24 protein-coding genes are annotated in these 22,755 nt (G+C 43.1%); 14 read left to right on the top strand and 10 right to left on the bottom strand.

What is annotated here, in order from left to right:
• Positions 1-74 precede the first annotated feature (74 nt).
• The 4 genes from FPZ42_RS18675 to FPZ42_RS18660 all read left to right on the top strand — a co-directional run bounded on the left by FPZ42_RS18675 (position 75) and on the right by FPZ42_RS18660 (position 2,429).
• Positions 75-692, top strand: coding sequence for a DUF4294 domain-containing protein (locus FPZ42_RS18675; RefSeq protein ID WP_146273390.1), 618 nt, complete (start codon positions 75-77; stop codon positions 690-692).
• Positions 693-1,217, top strand: a complete 525-nt coding sequence (locus FPZ42_RS18670; RefSeq protein WP_146273389.1) for a glutathione peroxidase — start codon at positions 693-695, stop codon at positions 1,215-1,217.
• Positions 1,214-1,939, top strand: a complete 726-nt coding sequence (gene bshB1, locus FPZ42_RS18665; protein WP_146273388.1) for a bacillithiol biosynthesis deacetylase BshB1 — start codon at positions 1,214-1,216, stop codon at positions 1,937-1,939. Before FPZ42_RS18670 ends, bshB1 begins: the two co-directional genes overlap by 4 nt.
• A gap of 88 nt (positions 1,940-2,027) precedes the next feature.
• Entirely contained in the window at positions 2,028-2,429 is a 402-nt protein-coding gene (locus FPZ42_RS18660; RefSeq protein WP_146273387.1) for a hypothetical protein, read from the top strand.
• A gap of 183 nt (positions 2,430-2,612) precedes the next feature.
• Here the strand turns inward: FPZ42_RS18660 and FPZ42_RS18655 are convergent, their stop codons facing one another.
• The 4 genes from FPZ42_RS18655 to FPZ42_RS18640 all read right to left on the bottom strand — a co-directional run bounded on the left by FPZ42_RS18655 (position 2,613) and on the right by FPZ42_RS18640 (position 8,552).
• Positions 2,613-3,053: a hypothetical protein gene (locus FPZ42_RS18655; protein WP_146273386.1), complete on the bottom strand. Its 441-nt coding sequence runs from the start codon at positions 3,051-3,053 to the stop codon at positions 2,613-2,615.
• A gap of 164 nt (positions 3,054-3,217) precedes the next feature.
• On the bottom strand, positions 3,218-4,549 hold the full coding sequence (gene lat, locus FPZ42_RS18650) for an L-lysine 6-transaminase (RefSeq protein WP_146273385.1): 1,332 nt from the start codon (positions 4,547-4,549) through the stop codon (positions 3,218-3,220).
• 660 nt (positions 4,550-5,209) lie between these two features.
• The gene (locus FPZ42_RS18645) at positions 5,210-5,881 is read right to left on the bottom strand and encodes a LolA family protein (protein WP_146273384.1); all 672 of its coding nucleotides are present in this window, start codon (positions 5,879-5,881) and stop codon (positions 5,210-5,212) included.
• A 76-nt stretch (positions 5,882-5,957) separates the two neighbouring features.
• Positions 5,958-8,552 carry an FtsK/SpoIIIE family DNA translocase gene (locus tag FPZ42_RS18640; protein ID WP_146273383.1) on the bottom strand — a complete coding sequence of 865 codons (2,595 nt, stop codon included), beginning with the start codon at positions 8,550-8,552 and terminating at the stop codon, positions 5,958-5,960.
• A 188-nt stretch (positions 8,553-8,740) separates the two neighbouring features.
• On the opposite strand from FPZ42_RS18640, the gene FPZ42_RS18635 reads away from it, so the two are divergent.
• Entirely contained in the window at positions 8,741-10,054 is a 1,314-nt protein-coding gene (locus FPZ42_RS18635; protein WP_186458831.1) for a serine hydrolase domain-containing protein, read from the top strand.
• A gap of 99 nt (positions 10,055-10,153) precedes the next feature.
• Here FPZ42_RS18635 and FPZ42_RS18630 read toward each other — a convergent pair whose 3' ends face one another.
• Positions 10,154-10,342 (bottom strand): hypothetical protein, encoded by a 189-nt coding sequence (locus tag FPZ42_RS18630; protein ID WP_146273381.1) that lies wholly within the window; start codon positions 10,340-10,342, stop codon positions 10,154-10,156.
• Positions 10,343-10,646: 304 nt separating this feature from the next.
• On the opposite strand from FPZ42_RS18630, the gene FPZ42_RS18625 reads away from it, so the two are divergent.
• The 3 genes from FPZ42_RS18625 (at position 10,647) to FPZ42_RS18615 (ending at position 12,277) form a co-directional block, all read left to right on the top strand.
• Positions 10,647-11,558 (top strand): DnaJ C-terminal domain-containing protein, encoded by a 912-nt coding sequence (locus tag FPZ42_RS18625; RefSeq protein ID WP_146273380.1) that lies wholly within the window; start codon positions 10,647-10,649, stop codon positions 11,556-11,558.
• Positions 11,559-11,563: 5 nt separating this feature from the next.
• Positions 11,564-11,857 carry a chaperone modulator CbpM gene (locus FPZ42_RS18620; RefSeq protein WP_146273379.1) on the top strand — a complete coding sequence of 98 codons (294 nt, stop codon included), beginning with the start codon at positions 11,564-11,566 and terminating at the stop codon, positions 11,855-11,857.
• Between the two features lie 93 nt (positions 11,858-11,950).
• Entirely contained in the window at positions 11,951-12,277 is a 327-nt protein-coding gene (locus tag FPZ42_RS18615; protein ID WP_186458830.1) for a hypothetical protein, read from the top strand.
• 192 nt (positions 12,278-12,469) lie between these two features.
• On the opposite strand, the gene FPZ42_RS18610 is transcribed toward FPZ42_RS18615, so the two are convergent.
• On the bottom strand, positions 12,470-13,240 hold the full coding sequence (locus FPZ42_RS18610; RefSeq protein ID WP_146273378.1) for an enoyl-CoA hydratase/isomerase family protein: 771 nt from the start codon (positions 13,238-13,240) through the stop codon (positions 12,470-12,472).
• A gap of 229 nt (positions 13,241-13,469) precedes the next feature.
• On the opposite strand from FPZ42_RS18610, the gene FPZ42_RS18605 reads away from it, so the two are divergent.
• Positions 13,470-16,100, top strand: coding sequence for a PAS domain S-box protein (locus FPZ42_RS18605; protein ID WP_146273377.1), 2,631 nt, complete (start codon positions 13,470-13,472; stop codon positions 16,098-16,100).
• 62 nt (positions 16,101-16,162) lie between these two features.
• Entirely contained in the window at positions 16,163-16,531 is a 369-nt protein-coding gene (locus tag FPZ42_RS18600) for a response regulator (RefSeq protein ID WP_146273376.1), read from the top strand.
• Here FPZ42_RS18600 and FPZ42_RS18595 read toward each other — a convergent pair.
• Positions 16,528-16,974, bottom strand: a complete 447-nt coding sequence (locus FPZ42_RS18595; protein ID WP_261382345.1) for a DUF983 domain-containing protein — start codon at positions 16,972-16,974, stop codon at positions 16,528-16,530. The two genes, FPZ42_RS18600 and FPZ42_RS18595, sit on opposite strands and share 4 nt — an antisense overlap.
• Positions 16,971-17,846, bottom strand: coding sequence for a helix-turn-helix domain-containing protein (locus FPZ42_RS18590; protein WP_146273375.1), 876 nt, complete (start codon positions 17,844-17,846; stop codon positions 16,971-16,973). Before FPZ42_RS18590 ends, FPZ42_RS18595 begins: the two co-directional genes overlap by 4 nt.
• Positions 17,847-18,436: 590 nt before the next feature.
• Between FPZ42_RS18590 and FPZ42_RS18585 the strand changes: the two genes are divergently transcribed.
• Both FPZ42_RS18585 and FPZ42_RS18580 read left to right on the top strand, forming a co-directional pair.
• Positions 18,437-19,069 (top strand): HAD family hydrolase, encoded by a 633-nt coding sequence (locus FPZ42_RS18585; protein ID WP_146273374.1) that lies wholly within the window; start codon positions 18,437-18,439, stop codon positions 19,067-19,069.
• Positions 19,070-19,103: 34 nt separating this feature from the next.
• Positions 19,104-19,496, top strand: coding sequence for a hypothetical protein (locus tag FPZ42_RS18580; RefSeq protein ID WP_146273373.1), 393 nt, complete (start codon positions 19,104-19,106; stop codon positions 19,494-19,496).
• A 67-nt stretch (positions 19,497-19,563) separates the two neighbouring features.
• On the opposite strand, the gene FPZ42_RS18575 is transcribed toward FPZ42_RS18580, so the two are convergent.
• Together FPZ42_RS18575 and FPZ42_RS18570 are read right to left on the bottom strand one after the other, a co-directional pair.
• Positions 19,564-20,040, bottom strand: coding sequence for a ferritin-like domain-containing protein (locus FPZ42_RS18575; RefSeq protein ID WP_146273372.1), 477 nt, complete (start codon positions 20,038-20,040; stop codon positions 19,564-19,566).
• A gap of 123 nt (positions 20,041-20,163) precedes the next feature.
• Positions 20,164-20,937: an Fpg/Nei family DNA glycosylase gene (locus FPZ42_RS18570; RefSeq protein WP_146273371.1), complete on the bottom strand. Its 774-nt coding sequence runs from the start codon at positions 20,935-20,937 to the stop codon at positions 20,164-20,166.
• A gap of 121 nt (positions 20,938-21,058) precedes the next feature.
• Between FPZ42_RS18570 and FPZ42_RS18565 the strand changes: the two genes are divergently transcribed.
• The gene (locus tag FPZ42_RS18565; RefSeq protein ID WP_146273370.1) at positions 21,059-22,117 is read left to right on the top strand and encodes a type III polyketide synthase; all 1,059 of its coding nucleotides are present in this window, start codon (positions 21,059-21,061) and stop codon (positions 22,115-22,117) included.
• A 6-nt stretch (positions 22,118-22,123) separates the two neighbouring features.
• Positions 22,124-22,615, top strand: a complete 492-nt coding sequence (locus tag FPZ42_RS18560) for an isoprenylcysteine carboxyl methyltransferase family protein (RefSeq protein ID WP_146273369.1) — start codon at positions 22,124-22,126, stop codon at positions 22,613-22,615.
• The last annotated feature ends 140 nt before the right edge of the window (positions 22,616-22,755 follow it).

Below are 22,755 nucleotides of genomic sequence, written 5' to 3'. Positions count from 1 at the left end.
CAACAATTATTTTTATTGCCGGTTAACATAAAATAACAAAATAAAATGCGTTAATTTTGTATGTTAGTAAAAATATGAAATTAATATTACCGCTATTGCTCATTTGTTTGGCCTTTGGCAGTGCAAAGGCGCAGGATGATAAACCTGCTGCCCCAATACACCTGGGCAAGAATGATACCGTTAAGGTATACATGACCAAACTTGACGGCGAACTGGTGCCCTGGATTGTGGCGCAGCCGGTAAATATTGTTGATACCCGTATTTTTGCCAGCGAGGCTGACAGGTTGGCTTACCGCAGGTTAAAGTATAATGTAATGAAGGTGTTGCCTTATGCACGTTTTGCTGCACAACGCTACATTCAGCTGCAGCGCGACCTGGCCCTTACTGCTGATAAGAAAAAGCAGAAGGAGTTGATGAAAGCCTGTGAAAGTGATGTAAAGAACCTTTTTAACAAAGACATAAAAAACCTTACCATAAGCCAGGGCGAAGTGCTTATAAAATTGGTAAGCCGCGAAACGGGTACCACCAGCTTTGCGTTAGCTAAAGAGTTAAAGGGTGGTTTTAACGCATTCCTGTTTCAATCAGTTGCCCGCATATTTGGGCATAATCTTAAAGAGACTTATAACGCCTCTGAGGAGCGCGATATTGAAGCTATCCTGAACAGTGTGGGATACGTTTCTAACTACAATTAAATGGATAGTAAAAGCATCTACCAGTTTACCGTTGAGAAAATTGACGGTGACGTTGTCAATCTTTCGCACTATAAAAACAAGGTACTTCTGATCGTTAATACCGCTTCTCAGTGTGGGTTTACGCCGCAACTGCAGGATATAGTTGACCTGAAAAAAGAATTTGCCGATCAGGATTTTGAGATACTGGCATTCCCGTCAAATGATTTTGGCCAGCAGGAACCACTCGAGGGCGCTGCCATTGAAGCATTTTGCCATAATTACGGTAACAATTTCCCTTTGTTTGAAAAGATAAGGGTGCGCGGCCCGCATGCGCATCCGCTTTACCAGTTCCTTGCAGACAAAAAATCGAACGGAAAGGTAAAGGCAAAACCCCGCTGGAATTTTCATAAATATCTTGTAGATAGGGAAGGCCACGTGGTCGATTTCTTCTTTCCCTTTACCAAACCCACAGCATCTAAAATAAAAAAGAGCATCAAGCGCCTGCTGGCTGCCGATGCTGATAATACAAGTTCTTCTGCCAAATGAAATTAGACATTTTAGTTTTACCCGTACACCCTGATGATGCCGAGTTGGGATGCGCCGGAACGATCTTAAAGCACGTTAAATTAGGTTACAAAGTTGGGATAGCCGACCTTACCCGTGGCGAATTAGGCACACGTGGATCTGCTGAGATACGTGATAAAGAAGCTGCAAAAGCTGCCGAAATATTGGGCCTCGCCGTTAGAGAAAACCTGGCTTTGCCCGATGGCTTTTTTGAGAATACTAAAGAATACCAGCTTAAAGTGATCGCGATGATACGCAAGTATCAGCCGGATATCCTGATCACCAACGCTTACCATGACCGCCATCCTGATCACGGCCGCGCCAATGAACTGGTAGAAGCTTCTGCTTTTTTGGCCGGCCTGCGCCGTATTGAAACGTTTGATGATAAGGGCCAGCCCCAGGAAGCGTGGCGACCAAACCAGGTGCTCCATTTTATACAAGACAGGTATATTAAGCCGGATATCATAGTTGATGTATCGGAGTTTTGGGACAAAAAGATAGAAAGCGTTTATGCCTACAGCTCACAATTCCACAGTGAGGAGTACAGCGAGGATGAACCGCAGACCTACATATCTTCGCCCGAGTTCATCGACCAGATAAACGGCCGTGGCCGCGAGTTCGGCAAAAGCATTAATGCCAAATACGGCGAAGGCTTTACCTCGAGGAAGATATTAGGGGTGGATGATCTGTTTGACTTGTTATAGAGAGCATAGATTGGAGATCGGAGATTAGTTTTTTCTTTTTTCTGGCGCCCATGTATCAGATGTGCTTTTCCATTGAAGTTTTTTGAATATGGAAAATTATTTAGCTACGATAAAACAAATCAATTGGCTTGACAAGGAAGCTTTAGAAGCTGAGGTTTTGTTTGAGATAAGGGGAGAAGCCTTTTGGGCATTTTCTTATCCTTGTGAATTTTCTGCAGGCGAGACCACCCTCGTATCCTTAAGCTTTTTGGAGGAAGATATTTCAGAAACCACTTTTTGGCATGAGAACAACGCTCAGAAGAAGGTTGTCATTCGTTCCGAAAGAGATAATCTAAGGTATTATTGCTACGGTCGATTGGTCGGTATCAATCCTGTCACTACAGATTGCGGTGTCTTAACATTTTCTAACGGAGATTGGATAAACGATGCAAGCGTTATAGGGCAGTACGTTTACTTTGTGATATCGAGATTAGATGTTTTGAAAGCGTAAAAGCTGTTTTAATAAACCCCTTCCTACACCTTCCCGAGGGAAGGAATCGCACTTGCCTTAGCTTTTAGCTTGTTTTCAATTCCCTCCTCGGGGAGGGGTGTGAAGGATAGAGTGGTGGCAGGGAGGGGTTCTCGAGGGTGTACTATTAAAAATCAAAAATGCCGCTCATTTCAGCGGCATTTTTTAGGCAATAACGTATTCAAAACGGTTACTGTCGTGGTTGCGCTCCCGGCGCAGTTTGTTTTCCTTTGAAAGCTTTAAAAGAATTCCGGACAATTCCGACGTTTTGAAGTCAGAATTAAACTTTTCGCGGCAGTATTCTGCAATGGCTGATATAGAATGCGGTGTCCGGAAATAATCACTGCTGAGCAATTGGTTAAGAACCTTTGTTGCACCCGGTTTTTTCCGGCTGTTGGTGCCATCATTTTCGTCATGATCGGCTGCGGCACGCCTGGCGCGTTTATTGAAAACTTCAGACCCTTCCGCTTCACCTTTCTCCGCCTCTATCATTTCGTCCAAAAGCCTTTCTACCACTTTTACCTGTACCGCTTCAGAATGGAAAGAGTTGACAACTTCGGCAAGTTCCGTTAGTTGTTTTTTTAATTTTTCAATATACCTGTTCATTGTAAATCTCGCTTCAATATATTACGATGTAAAAAGATGGAAAATAACAGCAGTTATTAGATATATTATTATAACGATACGCGCTGATTATATTATCCAAACAATACAAAAAAAGCGCCTTTAGAGTACTTAAAGGCGCTTGTAGCAATATTATTACAAAATGTTTATAATGCAGGCAATATCTTTTCCATCACATCTAATCCGGCGTCAATATCTGCTTTCTCAATGATCAATGCCGGCCTAAAACGTATGGTTTTATCACCACAACCTAAGAACATGACCTGGTGCGCTAAACCATGATCCATAAAGCGGTTGCGGGTATCGCTGTCGGCAAAATCAAAGGCGGTTAGTAAGCCCTTGCCACGCACGTTGCTTATCAAGCCATGTTTGGCCCCTATCTCATGTAAACGCTGTTGCAGGTAAGCGCCTGTATCGGCAGCTTTATCGCAAAGTTTATCCTCTTCGATAATTTCCATGATCTTAGCAGCCCTAACCATATCTACCAGGTTGCCGCCCCAGGTAGAGTTAATGCGCGATGAAGTATTAAATACGTTATGTTCTACCTCGTCAACACGCCTGCCGGCTAAAATACCGCATACCTGCATCTTTTTACCAAATGCAATAATATCAGGGCGTGCCTTTTCGCCAAAGTGCTGGTGGAGCCAAAACTTACCGCTTAAACCAACGCCGGTTTGCACCTCATCATAAATTAGCAGCGCTTCGTTTTCATCAGCTAAAACACGCAATTGCTCTAAAAACTCGCGGCGTACATGTTTATCACCACCTTCAGATTGTACCGGCTCAATGATGATGGCACAGATGTCATCCTTATTATCAGCGAAGGCTTGTTTTATTTGTGCAATAGATCGCTTCTCTCTATCTATCAGATCCTGTAGATTACCATCTGTTAACGGAAAACGGATCTCTGGTACCGATACCCGGGGCCAGTTAAATTTGGCGAACCATTTGGTTTTCACCGGCTGCGTATTGGTTAAGCTCAGCGTATAACCTGAACGACCGTGGAAGGCGTGCTCAAAGTGCAAAACTTGATGGCCTTTTTCTTCGGTGTAGCCCTTGGCAAAGTTCTTTTGCACTTTCCAGTCCATAGCTGTTTTTAAGGCATTCTCAATAGCAAGCGAACCACCTGCGATAAAAAAGGCATGCGGCAGGTAATCAGGGATACCGACACGATCAAAAGTATCAACAAACTGTGCGTATTGTTCGGTGTAGATATCTGAGTTGGATGGGTTTGTTAACGCCGCCAACATTAGGTTTTTTTTAAAACCCTCGTCGTTTATCATTTTAGGGTGATTGTAACCCAATGGAACCGAAGCGAAACAGGTAAAAAAATCTAACAGCGTACGATTATTTTTTGCGTCGTAGATCTGCACGCCCTCGCTACGTTCCATATCAAACGTAAGGTCAAAACCATCGGCTAATATATGTTTGCTCAAAGTATCATGAACTGTTTGCGGAGTTACTTTCATCTGATGCATTGCAGGTATTTTGGTTTATTCCAAATATAGTGAAATGCCCTCAGAAACGGTAGTTTTGGGGTTTTTGAACCGAAACCTTAAAAAGTAACTTTAAATGAGCTAAACCTATTTTTTATACCGATGTAAAGAGTGGTATGAAAATATTTTAGAAAAAAATGTGCAAAGGTGTCTTTTCAACTTGCTATTTCGGGCAGGGTAGCTCCTACGGAGCAAAAAAGCTTCAGCAAGGTTTTCTCTAAAGCGGTAGCCCCTACGAGACAGATTATCAAGCTAAGAAAAGTAGTACCGAAAATAGAATGCTGAATTATGAGAAAATAAGTTTTCCATGTTCTGCAAAGTAGGATAAGATCGCAAGGAATTGTGATAAGCGACAATGTCCCGTAGGAACAACCGCTTTGTAGATTACAAACATAAGGTGTGACTTTGCTCCTTGGGAGCTACCCCTAAATGCATTTGCTCATCAATTGATGAATCTATATTAAATCGCTTGTGCAGTTGACTCACCCCGAAATCTCCGCCGCGGCGGATTGTCTACCGCCTCCTCAATGCGCGAAAAGAGGGTAAAGAAGTAGCTATTTTTCCTACTCTCTTTGCTGCTTGCAGCAGAGAGGGCGGTTGAGTGAGCAATGACCAGGTGAGTCGACTATTGCGTTTGATAGCTTATCGCAGGTCAACCAACTCCGCTTTTGGATAGGCTTTTTTGTCAAATGTAAAAGTGCTTTCACTCACTTTCACGTTAGGTGTAAAGCTTCGCAGTGTGTAAGTGTACTTGCTACCATTCTTATCAAATATCTGTGCGCTGTAAAGCTGGTTTTTAGCTTTATCTATCATAAGCCTTACTTTAAAATAGCTCGATTTTTCGCTGGTAGGCGTAAGGTCTACCACTTGGTAGGTTTTGCCACCGGCTTTTTGCAAACCGGTGTATATGTATTTATACCCGTTCTCATAAATGGTGAAAAGCTTACCCGGATTAAAGCCTTCTTCGCTATTATCGGCGTTGCTTAACTGTACCTCGTTAGCATCCTTTAGATAAGTCCACTGGCTTTTGCCATCGCTGATGATCTCCTGGTTGATCTTTTTTGTACCCGGCTCATAAATGGTGACCTTGTATTTATTGGTTTTGGAGCGCGAAATGAGCGTGCCAGTTTGTGTTTCTTTAATATTAGCTTGCTGATTGTCTACTAACAAAGTAAAATCAGTTTTAACAGCATCATAAGTGCGATACTGTTTGCTGAGTTTATTTAATATGGTTTTTGCCTCGGTATCTTTTTGGGCAAAAACGGTAGTAACGGTAGCTGTAAATAATATGATGTAGGCGAAAAGCTTTTTCATGTATGGTTTTAATTTATAAGCACACTGATAACCATTATGCTTTGTAATGGTTTAGAGTGTTGGCAGATAAATAAGTTTAATCCCGAGGTTTCTGAAGCTCTTCAAGGTGGCGCTCCAAGCTGTATTCGTCGGGGAATAATACATCGCGGGCCTTGCTGCCCTCAAATGGCCCAACAATGCCCGCTGCCTCCAACTGATCGATGATACGGCCTGCGCGGTTATACCCCAACTTCATTTTACGCTGAATGAGTGATGTTGAACCTTGCTGATGGAGTACGATCAAACGCGCTGCATCTTCAAACATCGAGTCGCGATCATCCGGGTCAAACTCTTTAGGGCCGCTTCCGGCTTCGCCATCGCCAACATATTCAGGCAATAACATGGCGGTAGGGTAACCACGTTGGTTGCCGATGAAGTCTGATATTTTTTCTACCTCCGGCGTATCCACAAAGGCACACTGCAAGCGTATCAGGTCGCTGCCGGTTGATAAAAGCATATCACCACGACCGATCAACTGATCTGCGCCGCCTGCATCAAGAATGGTACGTGAATCTATTTTTGATAATACCCTGAATGCCAAACGCGCCGGGAAGTTAGCCTTAATGGTACCCGTAATAACGTTAACCGAAGGCCTTTGTGTAGCAATAACCAAGTGAATACCAACAGCACGCGCCAGCTGCGCCAGGCGGGCAATAGGCTGTTCAACCTCTTTACCGGCGGTCATCATCAGGTCGGCAAACTCATCTATCACCAGTACGATGAATGGCAGGTAGCGGTGTTTTTCAGGATCGCTTATTTTACGGTTTACGTATTTGGCATTATACTCTTTAAGGTTACGCACCTGTGCATCTTTAAGCAGGTCGTAACGCTGGTCCATCTCAATACAAAGCGAGTTAAGCGTGTTCACTACCTTCTTGGTGTCGGTGATGATTGCATCACCATCATCAGGTAGTTTAGCCAGGAAATGCCTCTCAATTTTGCGGAAAAGGGTTAATTCCACCTTTTTAGGATCAACCAAAACAAACTTCAGCTCAGCAGGGTGGCGTTTGTAAAGCAGCGATACCAATATGGCATTGATACCAACCGATTTACCCTGGCCGGTAGCACCCGCAACCAGTAAGTGAGGCATTTTAGCCAGGTCGGCGATGAATACTTCATTAGAGATGGTTTTACCCAAAGCAATAGGCAGGTCCATGGTGTTACTCTGCCATTTCTCGGTAGCTAACACCGAACGCATAGAAACCATTTCAGGGTGTTGGTTAGGTACTTCAATACCAATAGTACCCTTACCAGGCATCGGCGCGATGATACGGATACCCAAGGCAGCAAGGCTAAGGGCGATATCATCCTCAAGATTTTTGATCTTGGAGATACGTACACCCGGTGCAGGGATAATTTCGTAAAGCGTAACCGTTGGGCCAATGGTAGCTTTTATCTTATCTATTTCAATGTTGTAATGGTTAAGGGTCTCAACAATTTTATTCTTGTTGGCCTCTAATTCATCAGCATCTACAGAGATCTTGGCGGTGCCGTAGTTCTCCAGCAGATCAAGCGTAGGCAGTTTGTAGGATGCAAGGTCCAGTTTGTGGTCAAATATGCCAAAAGTATCAACCAGTCCTTTTGCTTTATCATCGTCGCTTGTTTCAATGCTCATCACCGGGGTAGGGCGTTCAACATTAACCGTTAGCGGTATCTCTGTCTCCTCCTCAACTTCCTGCTCTGCTGTAGGCTCGGGCGTTAACGTAACAGGTTCATGTTTTACGTTTACCGGCGTTGGCATTACCTGTTGCTGCCTTACAGGTTCAACAACGGCACTTGCGGCAGCCTCTGCGGCGAGCATGTCCTTTACACGGTTATTGGCGCCGTTACGCGGCCACTCCACAGGGATAGAAATTTCTTCGTTCTCCAATTCAACCGGCTCAGGTGCTATTAAAGGGGCAATATCGTCGTTAAGTCGCTTTTTACGGGCGGGTAATTTGAAATCAATATTATAGGCTATTACCAGCACAGCCAGCGCCAGGAAGATAAGCAAGAAACCTGTGCCGGATTGACCTATTTGAGCTGCAAGCAAACGGTTTGTCCAGAAACCGAAGTTGCCTTCAGCAAAGTGTGGATAATCTGATACAAAAGCATGAACAAAACCAATGGCCACCGAAAGAAATACGATGCTAAATAGCGTATAAGCCAGCATTTTACTTACCGAGAATAACCTGATCTTGAATAGTAGCCGGTAACCTATAATGAAAAATATGAACACAAAAAGGAATGATGCAACTCCAAACCACTCGAAAATGAACTGGTTTGAAAGCAACGCGCCGAATTTACCCAGCCAGTTATCAACCATAGGGTTGGCAACACCGTTCTCCAAAAGTTCTTTAGTGGTCTTGAAAAGATTGCTCCAGCCGCCATTGGCTTTAGACACATAACTTTGGTCTTGCTGCCAGGTAAACAGGTATGATGTAAAAGCAATAAGAAAGAAAACCGATAAAATGAGTGAAAATAAACCCAGTATCTTGATAAGGCGGCCATCGCGCAGGTCGAACATTGGCTGACGCTCGGTTTGGGCCTGTCTTATCTGCCGTTCGCGCTGCGGTTTTCTGCCGCCGCCCTCGCGTGGTTGATTCTCCTCTTTAAAGCTGTTAGATCGAAATTGATTTCCTTTGACCGGCATCCTTCACTCGTGGTTTTTGCAAATATAAAGTTATTAGATAAAACGGATATTTTTAATTTTTTGAGCAGGCAGAACAAAGAATAACGATGGGATTTTGAAGGAAAGATAATTCACCGCTTACAGATTGATAATTCCTAAAAAGTGTAACAAAATTTTGATGTTGTTGTCCAACTGCAAAACCTGTCATGATGAGAAAACTCTTATTAGTTGTCATAATATGTGGCGCTATGGTAAAAACCAACGCACAAACCGTTAACAAGCCCCGTTTAGATAGTCTGTTAGATTTATTAGCCACCAATAACAGGAGCATGGGCAGCCTGGCTATTATGCAAAATGGCCGGTTGGTATATCAAAAAAGTATTGGCTATGCTGACATCGATAGCCCTTCAACAATCCCGGCGACTGCTGAAACTAAATATCGCATTGGATCTATCAGCAAGATGTTTACCGGTGTAATGGTAATGCAACTGGTAGAAGAAGGCAAACTGTCTGTAACCTCAACCTTAGATAAATTTTATCCCGCCATTCCGAACGCCGCTAAGATCACCATCGGGATGATGATGAACCACCACAGCGGATTGCATAATTTCACCAACGATCCGCAATATTTCAGCTACATGCTAAGCCCGCAAACGCACCAGCAAATGTTAGCCCGAATAACCGCCATGAAGCCGGATTTTGAGCCGGGCACCAAAGGCCAATACAGCAACACCAACTTTCTACTGTTAAGCTACATCATAGAGAAAATAAGCGGTAAAAGTTATCCGGAGCTGGTGAAGCAACGCATAATCAATAAGATCGGCTTGAAGGACACTTATTACGGCGATAAAATAAACACCGCTAAAAATGAGGCGTTACCATATGCCTATAGCGGTAAATGGACCAAATTCTCTGAAACAGATATGAGCATACCAACCGGTGCAGGATCAATGGTATCAACACCGGCAGATCTGGATAAATTTATTGTGGCCTTGTTTGATGGCAAGTTAATTAAGCCGGCCAGCCTGGAGTTGATGAAAACGTCTACCGATAATTACGGTTCAGCGATGTTTGCTACACAGTTTAAAGGCCGCAAAGTTTATGGGCATGGCGGCGCTATAGATGCGTACCGGTCTGAACTGGCGTATTTCCCAGAACAAAAATTTGCTGTAAGCTACATATCAAATGGTGGTAGTTTTGATCCATCACGCGTAATGCAGGCTGTTTATAACATTAGCTTTAACGAGCCGTTTGAGATGCCAAATTTTACGGCAGTCAAAGGTTTGGATGATTACATTGGCGTATACAGCAGTAAGCAAATACCGTTAAAGATCAACATCACTAAAGATGGTTCTAATTTGATTGCTCAAGCAACCGGACAATCGGCATTTCCGCTTGATGCCACGAAAACCGAAGGTGTTTTCGAATTTGATAAAGCGGGTATCGTTATGGAATTTAGGGCTGCCAAAGGAGAATTTACGCTTAAACAGGGCGGTAAAGAATATTTGTTTACCAAGGAGTAATAGATCTTAGTTTCGAATGCCTCATTGCGAGGAACGAAGCAATCTCCCGGCTTTAAAAAAGGCGGTGGACTACTTTGTACCTCACAACGGCGCGTTATCTTATTCAAACTGCAATTCCCACTTATCCTCGCCGCCATCAACAATGCGGAAAATAGTTTTTTCTACCGATGCATTTGTGTCTGATGATACGATACGCACGGTCTCGTGGTCATGAAATTCTCCTTCAGTTTTCGGGATCATGATAGCGCCAAGCGTTTCAGGATTACCGGGTATGGTTATGGTTCTCATGGTTGTAAGTATTTATGAAGGATAACAGTGAGAACTCGAAATGGTTTATATCTTTAAAGGTGTCTTTGCGAGCGTAGCGTCAAACTTATAGTACTTATTGTATTGCCATTCCTAATGAAATACAAAAACTAAAAAATCATAACTGTGATGCATTAGCCTACACATATAAGGCATCATTTTGATCAGTTTACGATCTCCATCTGCAAACTTTACTTTGATTGTTTATTATCTAAAATATGTAAAACATCAGTAACCCACACACATTTTTACGCTTTACAGGTTTACAGTAATACATTAATTAGCTATGGCATTTATTGATTACTATAAGGTACTCGGCGTAGCAAAAACTGCTACCGACAAGGAAATTAAAAGCGCCTATCGTAAAATGGCGCGTAAGTACCATCCCGACGTAAACCCTAACGACGCTGAGGCCGAAAAGCAGTTTAAACAAGTGAATGAAGCCAACGAGGTTTTGAGCGACCCGGAGAAGCGCAAAAAGTACGACAAGTACGGCGAAAACTGGCAGCATGGCGAAGCTTACGAACAAGCCCAAAAGCAGCAGCAGCAAAACCGGGGCTACACCTATGAAGGCGGCGGCGCGCAGGATTTTGGAAGCTTTGATTTTGGCGGTGGTGGCGGTGGAGATTTTTCTGATTTCTTTAGTTCGATGTTTGGCGGCGGAGGCGGCAAAAGCAGGCAATCCGCACGTTACCGCGGGCAGGACCTGAATGCTGAATTACAGCTTAGCCTGCGCGATGTGCTGGAATCAAAGAAGCAAACGCTTACGGTCAACGGCAAAAACATCCGTTTAACCATCCCTGCAGGGATAGAGAACGGACAAACCATTAAGATAGCAGGCCATGGTGGCCCCGGTTCAAATGGTTCGCCGGCGGGCGATCTTTATATAACTTTCTCAATACCCGAAGATGCAGAGTTCAAACGTACCGGTAACGATCTGCATAAAAATATAACGCTTGATCTTTACACTGCCATTTTAGGTGGCGAGATAACCGCCGATACGCTAACAGGTAAAGTTAAATTAAAAGTTGCGCCGGGAACTCAAAGCGGAACCAAAGTAAAGTTGAAAGGTAAAGGAATGCCGGTTTATAAAAAGGATGGTCAATCGGGAGATCTGTACCTTACTTACAACGTGCAGTTACCTACCAAACTAACAGCAGAACAAAAGGACTTATTTGAAAAACTGGCTAAACTATAATAACCATGAAAACAGAGCAAGTAATAAGTGTTGACGATTTTTGCGTCTACCATAACGTTGAATACACCTTTATTGATTACCTGGCTGATGCTGGTTTGGTAAAAGTTACCAGGGTAAACAAAGCCAAGTGCATCCCGCTTGATGAAATACAAAAACTTGAACGCATGGTACGCCTGCACACACAGCTTGAAATTAACGAAGCGGGCGTAGCTACCATAAATAATTTGCTACACAAGTTAGAAGATATGCGACAGGAAATGAGTGCTTTACGCAGCAGATTACGGTTGTATGAACACTGATATTCTGAAAAAGAGTATACTTTTTTAAACCATGCCCCGTTTTTAAGGTCATATCAACAAATGATAAAATAATTGTAACTAAAAACTACTGTTATGAAAACCTTAAGAATTTCAATTATAGCACTTGTATTAGCCTCCAGCGCACAATTTGCAAAAGCACAAGTGAGCATCGGTATCGGCGTTAATTTACCGGTGCGCCACGTATATTATGAACCAGCTCCGGTGTATTATGATCCGGCACCTGTTTATGCGCCAGCACCCGCGCCGGTATATTATAATCGCCCGGTTGTAGTAGGTGGTTATTACCGCCCGGCTTATTACGGCCGTCGTTACTACCGCCGCCCGGTTGTTGTTGATCGTGTAGTATACAGAGACAACTATTTTCACGGCCGCGGCCACCATTTTGGCCGCAGATGGTAATCTCATCTTTATAGATCGAAAGCGCCTTTTCTGGATAGAAAAGGCGCTTTTGGGTTTTAAATGTCATGCGAGGAGGAACGACGCGGCAATCTCTTCGCGTTCGTCTGCCAACGATGAGATTGCCGCGAGTCCGATGTGCATCCGAAATCTCGCAACGACGCTATCGTTTATATTTAATCGCCAACTCCCTCATCACTTCTTCAAAAAGCCATTCAACGCCTGCTGGGTAAACTCGGAGAGAACCAACTCCCCGCTGATAGCTGCGCGTTCGGCAAGCAGTTGGTCCCAATTCTCGGTACCCTCCCAAAGTATTTGCTTTAAGCCTGCAAGCGCACCCGGGTTATAGGATGCCAGCTTACGGCTCAGCGATAATACAGCTTCGTTGAGTGATGGTATATCGTCATAAACTTCGTTAAACAAACCTTTTTCTAAGGCCCAGTGTGCTGTCTGGAAATCGCTTGCGCGGATGGTAAGCTGTGAAAATGCAGCTAACCCTACCTTGCGGATAACAACCGGCGATATTACAAATGGGCCGATACCTATTGCCAGTTCGCTTAATTTAATGGATGCGCTTTCTGTTGCCAGGCAGTAGTCCGCAGCCGCCGCTAATCCCACGCCGCCGCCAACGGCTTTACCCTGTACACGTGCTATAATGATTTTGCCGCAAGTGCGGCAGGCATTGATAACATTGGCAAATCCGGAGAAGAAAGATGCACCCGTATTTTTATCTTTTATATCAAATAGTTCGTCAAAACTTGCACCTGCACAAAACGTGCGTTCGCCACCGCTTTGCAGCACAATAACCCGCACGGAAGCGTTACGGCCGGCTTGTTCTACAGCATCAGCCAATTGCTTAAGTAAATAGGATGGAAGCGAATTTTGCGACGGATGAAAGAAACTGATGGTAGCTATACCTTCATCGGTAACATTAAAGCTCACTGTACCGTTATCATTAGTGTTCATGTTTCTTATTTGGTAGATATGTGCCAATATAGCATTTGCCGCACGCAAAAGACAACTCTTATGTTTAAATAAGAAATGCAGTAGACATAATAGTTAACTTAAAAATTATTCTTTATAGTTTTAAAACAACCATGGATTGTAAAAACCAACTTTAAAAGTTATTATTGTGTTTTAAGCAGTATCTCTCTTTGAATTTTCCCTTCCCGGACATTTAACTGCGCAAACTGTGATGGATTACAACTACCTGAATTTGCCTGCGAACGAAAATATTTTCCGTACGCTTATAGAAGAATCGCCATCTCCCGTGGGGCTGTATGTAGGTCCGGAGCTTGTTATTCAACTGGTAAATAAGTCTATACTAAAAGTTTGGGGCAAAGATGAATCGGTTTTAGGCAAAACTTTTCTGCAAGCGCTTCCTGAAATGGAAAACCAGCCTTTTGTGGGCATCCTGAAAAATGTTTTTGCAACGGGTATACCTTACGAAGCTAATGCAGAGAAAGTATTTCTGTTTATTGACGGCGAGCTAAAAACATTTTATTTCAACTTTAACTATCAGCCTTTAAAAGATGAGCAAGGTAAGGTTTGGGGCATATTAAATACAGCATCAGACGTTACGGAGTTGGTGCTTACACGCCAGAAACTGGCAGATACCGAAGAGCGCATCCAATTTGCCTTAGATTCGGCAGGTTTTGGTACATGGGACTTTGATCCGCAAAATAATACCGTAAAGTGGGATGACAGGTGTAAGCAGCTGTTTGGCTTTTCAAAAGATGACGAGATCAATTACAACGATCTGTTAAAACACATTCATCCGGACGACCAGGCTTTGGTTGACGAAGCTGTTCAACAAGCGCTAAAACCAGATGGCGAAGGAAGGTACGATATCGAATTCAGAACAATTGGTGCCGAAGATAAAATTACGCGCTGGCTGCGTTGTAAGGGTAAAGCTTATTTTAATGAGAATGGTAACTGCATCCGTTTCGCAGGTACGGCGCTTGATATCGGATCGGAAATTAACGAGCGGGATGAGCAGCGACGCCTTATTACGTTGATAGACAATACTTCAGATTTTATCAGTCTCTCAGAGCCATCTGGCAACGTCACTTATGTTAACGCCTCTGGGAAGACAATGCTGGGGTTAAGTAAAGGTAATAAGGTTGCACACAACTCGCAGTTTTTAATGCCTGATGATGCGAGGCGTTTAAATGAAGAAATAAATCCCAAGCTTTTAGAAGGCGGTAAATGGAGCGGGCGTGTAACCTTCAGGCATTTTGTTACCGGCGAGGCTATCCCGGTGCAAGTTACCTCCATCATGATATTTGATACGTATGGTGCACCTCGCGGGCGTGCAACAATAGCACGTGATCTGAGGCGCGAACTGGCCGATAAAGAGGCGTTAATACAAAGTGAACAATTGCTGCAAAAGTTAACCAGTGCATCGCCTACTGCCCTGTGGATCGCTGATGCCGAAGGATTAATAACCTATGTTAACAAAACCTGGGCAGATTGGACGGGCCAATCTATTGAAGAAACCCTGGGCACCGGTTGGCTAAATGCTATTGTAGAAGAAGATAGGGGGCGTGCGGCACGCAAATTTATACACGACCTTAACAAGCAGCGGGTATATGATATAGATTTTAGAATGCAGCGCAATGATGGCGAGATCCGCTGGTTTATTGCCATCGGGAACCCACAGTACGATGCTGATGGCAAATTCACAGGCTACGTTGGTTCGTGTACAGATGTTACGGAGAAAACCAAAATAGATATAGCGCTCCAGGAAAAGAACAATGAACTGAATGACCAAATAAGCCAGTTTGCTTTTGTTACCGATTTTATGCCCGCCCAGCTGTGGACGTTTGATACCGGCGGCATGCTCGATTATGTGAACCGCCAAACCGAACATTACTTCGGCTTACCTGTTGAGGAGATCTTTGGTAATAAATGGCTGCAGTTGGTGCATCCGGAAGATAGGGAGCGTTGCAGCACCCAATGGCTGCAAGCTTTGGCAACTAATGAACTATTTGAGTGTGAGTTTCGCTTATTGAACAGCACAGGTGAGTATCGCTGGCACTTGTCGCGTGCGCTGCCTTTTACAGATGACGGCGCGATAGTGAAATGGTTTGGTACCAATACCGATATTGATGAGCAAAAGCAGTTGGCCCGCCAAAAGGATGATTTTCTTGGGATAGCCAGTCACGAATTAAAAACACCGGTAACCAGCGTAAAGGCTTATGCACAAGTGCTTGGCGCAATGCTAACCCAGGAGGGTGAGGATAAAAAGGCGGGCATGGTGATGAAGATGGATGCCCAGTTGAACCGCCTAACCAATTTAATAGGTGACCTGCTGGATGTTACCAAAATTAACTCCGGGAAGATACTGTTCAACAAAACATGGTTTGATGTTAATGCCGTTGTACAGGACGTTGTGCAGGATATACAGCACACCACTAACCGGCATATTTTGGTGATGGATTTTGAGGAAGCCGGGCAGGTTTATTCTGATAAAGAACGAATTGGCCAAGTACTAACCAACCTGATAACCAACGCTATTAAGTATTCGCCGCATGCCAACAGGGTAGTTATCGGTACCCGACGCGAAGAAGATAGTGTAATTGTAACTGTACAAGATTTTGGTATTGGAATACCGAAAGAGAAGCTTGAAAAGGTTTTTGAACAGTTTTACCGTGTAGGCGGAAGTAACCAGCACACATTCCCCGGATTGGGGCTGGGATTGTACATTTCCAACGAAATTATTCGCCGCGAAGGAGGAAAAATGTGGGTTGAAAGCGAAGAAGAAAAAGGGTCTGTTTTTTGCTTCTCACTTCCTGTTATCAAAGATGTGGTAACCGAAAACTAAATAATTTGATCACAGTTAAACCAGCCTTCACTTTTTAGATCAAAAAAGTGAGGGGACTGAAAATGAGCGAGAGACCGAAACGAATTATGATAGCCGATGACGATCCGGGGATCGTAGATGCTGTTCAGATGCTTCTTGAGTTTGAGGGTTACGAAGTTAGTAGTACCGTTGATGGCTCAACAGTGCTTAATATACGCGAAGAACTACCCGATCTGTTTCTGCTTGATATATGGATGAGCGGCGATGACGGGCGAGACATTTGCCGTAAACTTAAATCGTTGCCTTCAACCAAAAATATCCCGGTAATTATGATATCTGCCAGTAAAGACATTGAGCAAAGTGCCCTTGATGCCGGTGCCGATGACTTTATAGCGAAACCTTTTGAAATGGACAATTTGCTGTACAAGATAGGCAGCTTTGTAAATCTTTAATTATCATTTTGATCTTGTTGGGTTTGTACGGGCTTATCTAAAGCACGCCCGGGTTCGTAATGCAAACCGGGAGTTAGCCAGTACAACAAAATAACCCTTGAATACCGGTAGTTAAACGGCGAAAGTATAAATATCACACCCAGTAACACACACACATACAACCATGGCGAGTTTGAGCCGGTAAGGGTATGCAGGCCAACTGCAAAGGTAACCATCTCTGCAACGTTTAAAGCGTAGCTAACAAACATGGCCACATACCAGTAACCGGGTTCGCGCTCGTAATACAGGTTGCAATGTGAGCAACGGTCATGCATTTTTTGCCCGCTAAAGCTATAAGTAGGTGAGGCAAATATGTCGCCACGGCGGCAACGCGGGCATTTGGCTTTTATCAGGCCTACCATCATTGGTACATACCCGTTGGGTTCTTTATCGTTGATTTTCATTGTGCTACGGGGTTTTTTCTAAAGTCTTCGGGGTTAAAGCCGGTATATTTTTTAAAAAATTTGCTGAAGTAAGAATTATCAGCAAAGTTGAGTTTGCCGGCTATCTCGTTTATGTTCATGCTGTGGTTCACCAACAGGCGTTTAGCTTCTAATATCACCCGGTTTCTTATCAGTTCACCTGCAGAAATTCCGATCATATCGTTACATAGCGCATTCAGGTGATTGGGCGTAATGTATAAGAGTGCAGCATAATCTTTGGGTAGCCGCAGGGTTGTAAAGTTTTTATCAACCAGTTTTCTAAATCCCTGCAGCAGTGTATAATTGTAATTAGGTGCGCCAGTGTGTTCTTCTTTTAAACCCTCGCGCGCAACCGTAATAAATAACTGCAGCATCAATGCCCTTACCATATCAAGATCAGGGCGGTTGGTCCTATCTGCTTCTGCCAGCAATTTCTCAAATAAAGCTGCAAGCTCTTTGCCGGTTGTGTTGCTCAGATTTATCACCTCGTCATCAACATTGCCGCTAAAAAACGTAAAGCCTTCGAGATAATCAGGCCGAAGTAAGAACGACTGAAACAGCTCCGGCGAAAAATTGATGATATAACCATCAACCTCACCCTCAAAGTCCCATCGGTGTACTTGTCCGGGTGCCATAAAATAGATCTGATAGGGCTTAATTTCAAAGTACTTAAAATCGATAGAATGTTTGCCCCCGCCTTTTGTAAAAAGTACTACGTGATAAAATGTGTGTTTATGCGGCAGAGTTAAGTTTTGATGTTTAACAAGGTAAGGCGCAAAACGGCTTATCAACAAATCATTATGCTGATGATCAGCCAACGAATAAATGTCATAAATCGGGAACGCCTTATTCATACCACAAAGATATTGAACTATTACCTAAGGCAATGGTATTGATTGCTGTTGTTGTGGTACTATTTACTGATAATTGAATAATGCCATAGTTTTCAATTACATTTATTAAGACAAAGTAATCAAAGATTAAGTTAGTAAAGATGCTTCTTTACGCATCTGGCCTTTGCTTTACAAGGGAGCAAAACCACGGACGGCAAATCTTACCGCTACTTCGTTCGCTCATCGCTCCCCTTCAGGCAGGTATTGTTAATCCTTTGTCCAATGCTCAATGCCACCATTATTCTGCCTGCTTCTGCCCGAAGCTTCTTTGCTAACCAGGAGAACAAAAAGGAAGCACATGCATAACGCAACCGAACAAAAGCTGCATAGCGGAACGTGCGGATAGCACAAGCAGTGCTAAAGCAGAAACTTTGTAGCGCGTTACCGTAGCAGCGAGTTTTTTCTTTGGTTACTTTCTTTTTTGCGGAAAAAAAGAAAGTAACTTCCACCAACGATCAATGATCAACCACCTTTCCTAACGAAGAATTGATTAAAAATTTACTGTCCGTACAAAAGTCCACCATTCCAAAAAACTTCTTACTTTCACGTCCATGCAAAAACCCGATAGCCTAATTTTTGATATGGACGGCACCTTATGGGATGCTGTTGACACTTATGCATATTCATGGAATCTTGTTTTTAACGAGATGGGGATCGATAAGACCATCACCCGTGATGTTTTGGCCGGCATGGTGGGTATGGAAGGCAAGAAAGTGATAGAGATACTGATGCCCGAATTTGACCATGATAAGCGCGTTGCTATTTACAGCACTGTTAATGACAGGCGCCACAATCTCATTCGCGAGAAAGGCGGCATTTTGTACCCCGGCGTGCGCGAGGGTTTAAAGCAACTGGCAGAACATTACCCTTTATTTATACTCAGCAATTGCGCAAAAGGCATCATTCGCCAGTTTATTGATTGGGCCGGCATTGATGATCTGATAAAAGATGAGCTTGCCCACGGCGTAAACTTTATGCCAAAAAACCATAACATCAAATTGCTGATGGATAAGCACGGTTTACAAAATCCGGTTTATGTTGGTGATACTGCCGGCGATGGTGAACAGAGCCGTTTGGCAGGAATACCCTTCGTGTTTGTGAGCTACGGTTTCGGCACAACGGACGATTACGACCTGAAATTTGATGATTTTACCTCGTTGGTTCAATATTTTGTAAACTTATAATGCTGCTGTGTGTTAGGCTGTAAACACATAACACATGAACAGGAAACGCATTATCACCATTATTACTTTAGTGCTTATAGTAGTACTTGGTGGCATATTTTATTACAGGTACTATTTTGTATTTGGCGAAGGTACCAAAGCAGGCACCATGAACTATTTTGTGAAAAAAGGCTATCTTTTTAAAACCTACGAAGGCAGGTTGATACAAAGCGGTATCCGTTCGCAAACACAGGGCAACATTTCATCAAACGAGTTTATGTTCTCTGTTACCGATGAAAAGGTAGCCGATAAGTTGAATAGGAGCGCCGGTGCGATGTTAGAACTGCATTACAAGGAATATTTGCATACCCTGCCATGGAGGGGCGTAAGTACATTTGTTGTGGATAGCGTAATGTCTGCCACGCCGGTAACACCTACGGCACCATAAAACATATGGTTATCAAACAAGAAAGCCCGTGCAATTTGCACGGGCTTTCTTGTTGTATTCGATTTCCTTAAGCTTCCTGTTTCGCTGAATCGCGCAGGGCTTTTATGGCATCATGGGCTATTTTAAGTCCACTCATGTGGTTGTTTAGCAGGCTAACCACTTTATCATCTTCCCATATCAGTTCTTTATCATCCAACGCCTTACGATAAGCACTCTTGGCCACGTCTTCCCCGTATTCGCAATCAGCCAGTACAGAGTGGCTGTCTTTTTTTGTAAATGCAGATTTAACGTCCATCCAGGTATGGTAAAATTTGCCTGAAAGTGTTGTACCGTCGGCAGGTGATCCACCCAGCGTATGAATGTAATCGTTAAGCTCATTAACATAGCCTTTGCTTTGGTCAATGTAGCCTTCAAAAACAGTTTTTAAGCCGCTGTCGTCTGTGCCTTCCAAAGCTTTTTGATAGCCCGCAATACGATCGTTGTTTATTTTTATCAGGTCATTAAGCGCTGATATCTGGTGTTCTATGTGTTGTAATGTTCCCATGGTATTTTGTAATTGTTACAATACCAACATGGGGCTTGGGTTAAATGTTTTAATTTTGCAGAAAATAAGCGGAGGGCGTTGCGACTAAAATTTTCGTTACCGCTAGTTGTAAATCGGTGTATATCAACTAAATAATTCCTGCTCGTCGGTATAATAGGTTTTTCGGCTGCCTGCATCGATCTTTATTTCCGCCCCTTTAGGGCTGGTCTTCTTTTTTGAATTGTGGATAAGCATAAAATCTCGCACTTCGCCGGCAATAATATCCGGATCGTGTTTGATGATCTGTTTTTGCGCATCAGTAAGTACCGAATGTATTGACTTGATCAATGCCTTTATCTTATCATCAGGTATTTTATTAGCTACCGAAAATGGCGATATCCCCGCATCCCATAATATCTCATCAGCATAGGCATTGCCAATGCCGCGAATGATCTTTTGATCCAATAGAAAGGTTTTGATATTGGTTTTCTTTTTAGCCAGAATATTTTTAAAATAATCCGCATCGGCATCTTTTGATAAAGCATCTGGTGCCTGTTTTTCTTCCGGATCGAGCGTGAGGTTGGCAGCCTTTTGGAAGTCGGTTAAAACAAGTCCGTCTGCGTCTTCAAAAAGCAGTTCTGCAATGCTGTATTTTTGGTCACTTTTCCCGGTAAAGAAAAATAGCTTACCATGCAGCATCAGGTGCATAGCAAGGATTGTTTGCTTATCGAATTCAAAATAAAGCTCTTTGCCCTCACGATAAACAGATGTAAGTTTTTTACCTGCTAAAGCGTCCTGTAATTCCTGCTTGCTAACGTTTAGCTTAGCGGTGTGCATGGTTACCTGTTTAAGGGTTTTACCTTTTAGTTTCTTTTGCAGGTTGTGGCTAAATACTTCAAGATCGGGTAGCTCCGGCATTTTGGTTTTTTTTACTATTTGGTGGTGGTATAAAAATAAAACACGGCAATCTATCAAATGTTGTCAACCAAAGGTGGTTATTAAACGTATCTCTTTGTATAAATCACCTTAAAAAAATAACATGCCTCATATTAAAGCCGTTTCTGGCGTCAATTTACCCTTTAAAGTTCCCCAGCAAGACGTAAAGGGACAGGCCCGCGCCTTATTTGCCGGCAATGTTGAACACGCCGACCGCTTGTTACAGGCCTTTGACAACACCGGTATCATTACCCGCAATTTTGTGAAGCCGATTGAATGGTATGGCGAAAGCAATACTTTTGAACAGCGCAACAACGATTATATTGATATTGCGTTGCAATATTCCATACAGGCAACAGAACAAGCCCTTAAGGAAGCAGGTGTAAATAAAGACCAGCTAACGGATATCATTTTTGTATCCACAACCGGCCTTGCCACTCCAAGCATCGATGCCCTCATCATTAACAAGATGCGTTTGCCCGAGCATATTAACCGTTTGCCCGTATGGGGTTTAGGCTGTGCAGGAGGGGTTGCGGGTGTCGCCAGGGCCGCTGCTATTGCCAAAGCCAACCCCGATGCCGCGGTGTTATTGGTAGCAGTTGAACTTTGTTCGCTAACGCTTATTAAAAATGATTACAGTAAAAGCAATTTTATAGGCTCGAGCCTGTTTTCTGATGGTATTGCCGCTTGCATTATAACTGGCGATAATCATGGCAATGGAAATAAACAGTTGACTGTGAAAGCCAACAGCAGTAAATTGTATTATGATGCGCTTGATGTAATGGGTTGGGATTTTAGGGACGATGGCTTTAAGGTTGTTTTTTCTAAAGATATCCCTACCATAATCAACAAATACATTAAAGATGATATAGATCAGTTTTTGAAAAAACAGGGCGTGCAATTAAGTGACATCAGCAACTTTATTTTCCATCCAGGAGGGCGCAAAGTGTTGGAAGCCTACATGGGCGCACTTCATATTGATGATGCACAGCTTGCTAATACCCGCGATGTTATGACAGAAAATGGCAATATGAGCAGCGTAACCGTTCTGTATGTGTTAGAGCGCTTTTTAAAGCAAGGTTTTGTTGATGGCTTAGGGCTGATGCTGGCAATGGGGCCTGGTTTTAGCAGCGAAATGCTTTTATTGGATATGAAAAACTAAGCGGAAATGACTTTCTACATCTTTATTGCATTTTTGATATGCCAGCGGCTTTCAGAATTGTATGTATCATCACGTAACGAGAAATGGTTGCTGCAACATGGTGCTGTTGAATACGGCCGAGATCATTACCCTTATATGGTTATTATGCATACGCTGTTTATCATCAGCCTGATAGTGGAATATAACCTGCGTCATGAAGTTTTTGCAAATTATTACCTCATCGCATTATTTGTGTTGCTTTGTTGCTTAAAGGCCATAGTGATAGCCAATTTAGGCACTTATTGGAATACCCGAATTTACCGAGTGCCTGGCACACCCCCTGTGGCAACAGGGATCTACAAGTATATTAAGCATCCCAACTACATTATTGTGATTATTGAGATAGCGGTTATACCGCTTGCCTTTAATTTGTATTACACCTGTTTCATATTCAGCTTGCTTAACGCAGCAATGCTTACCGTAAGGATAAGAAAGGAAAATGAAGCATTGGCATCTTAATGCTTTCAAGAAGTAGGGTCAGTCTGATTTCTATGACAAAAGCAAACTGATTTGATAGGGTTGCTGTTTTTTAATGACGGCAAATATTCTGTGAACGATCTTGTTCCTGACAGCGTTCAATGCGCTCATTCGGTTCTTGC

Source organism: Mucilaginibacter achroorhodeus, from assembly GCF_007846095.1.
Taxonomy (GTDB): Bacteria; Bacteroidota; Bacteroidia; order Sphingobacteriales; family Sphingobacteriaceae; genus Mucilaginibacter; species Mucilaginibacter achroorhodeus.
The sequence above is the reverse complement of the archived record's forward strand: the minus strand, read 5'-3'. Positions and strand labels throughout refer to the sequence as shown.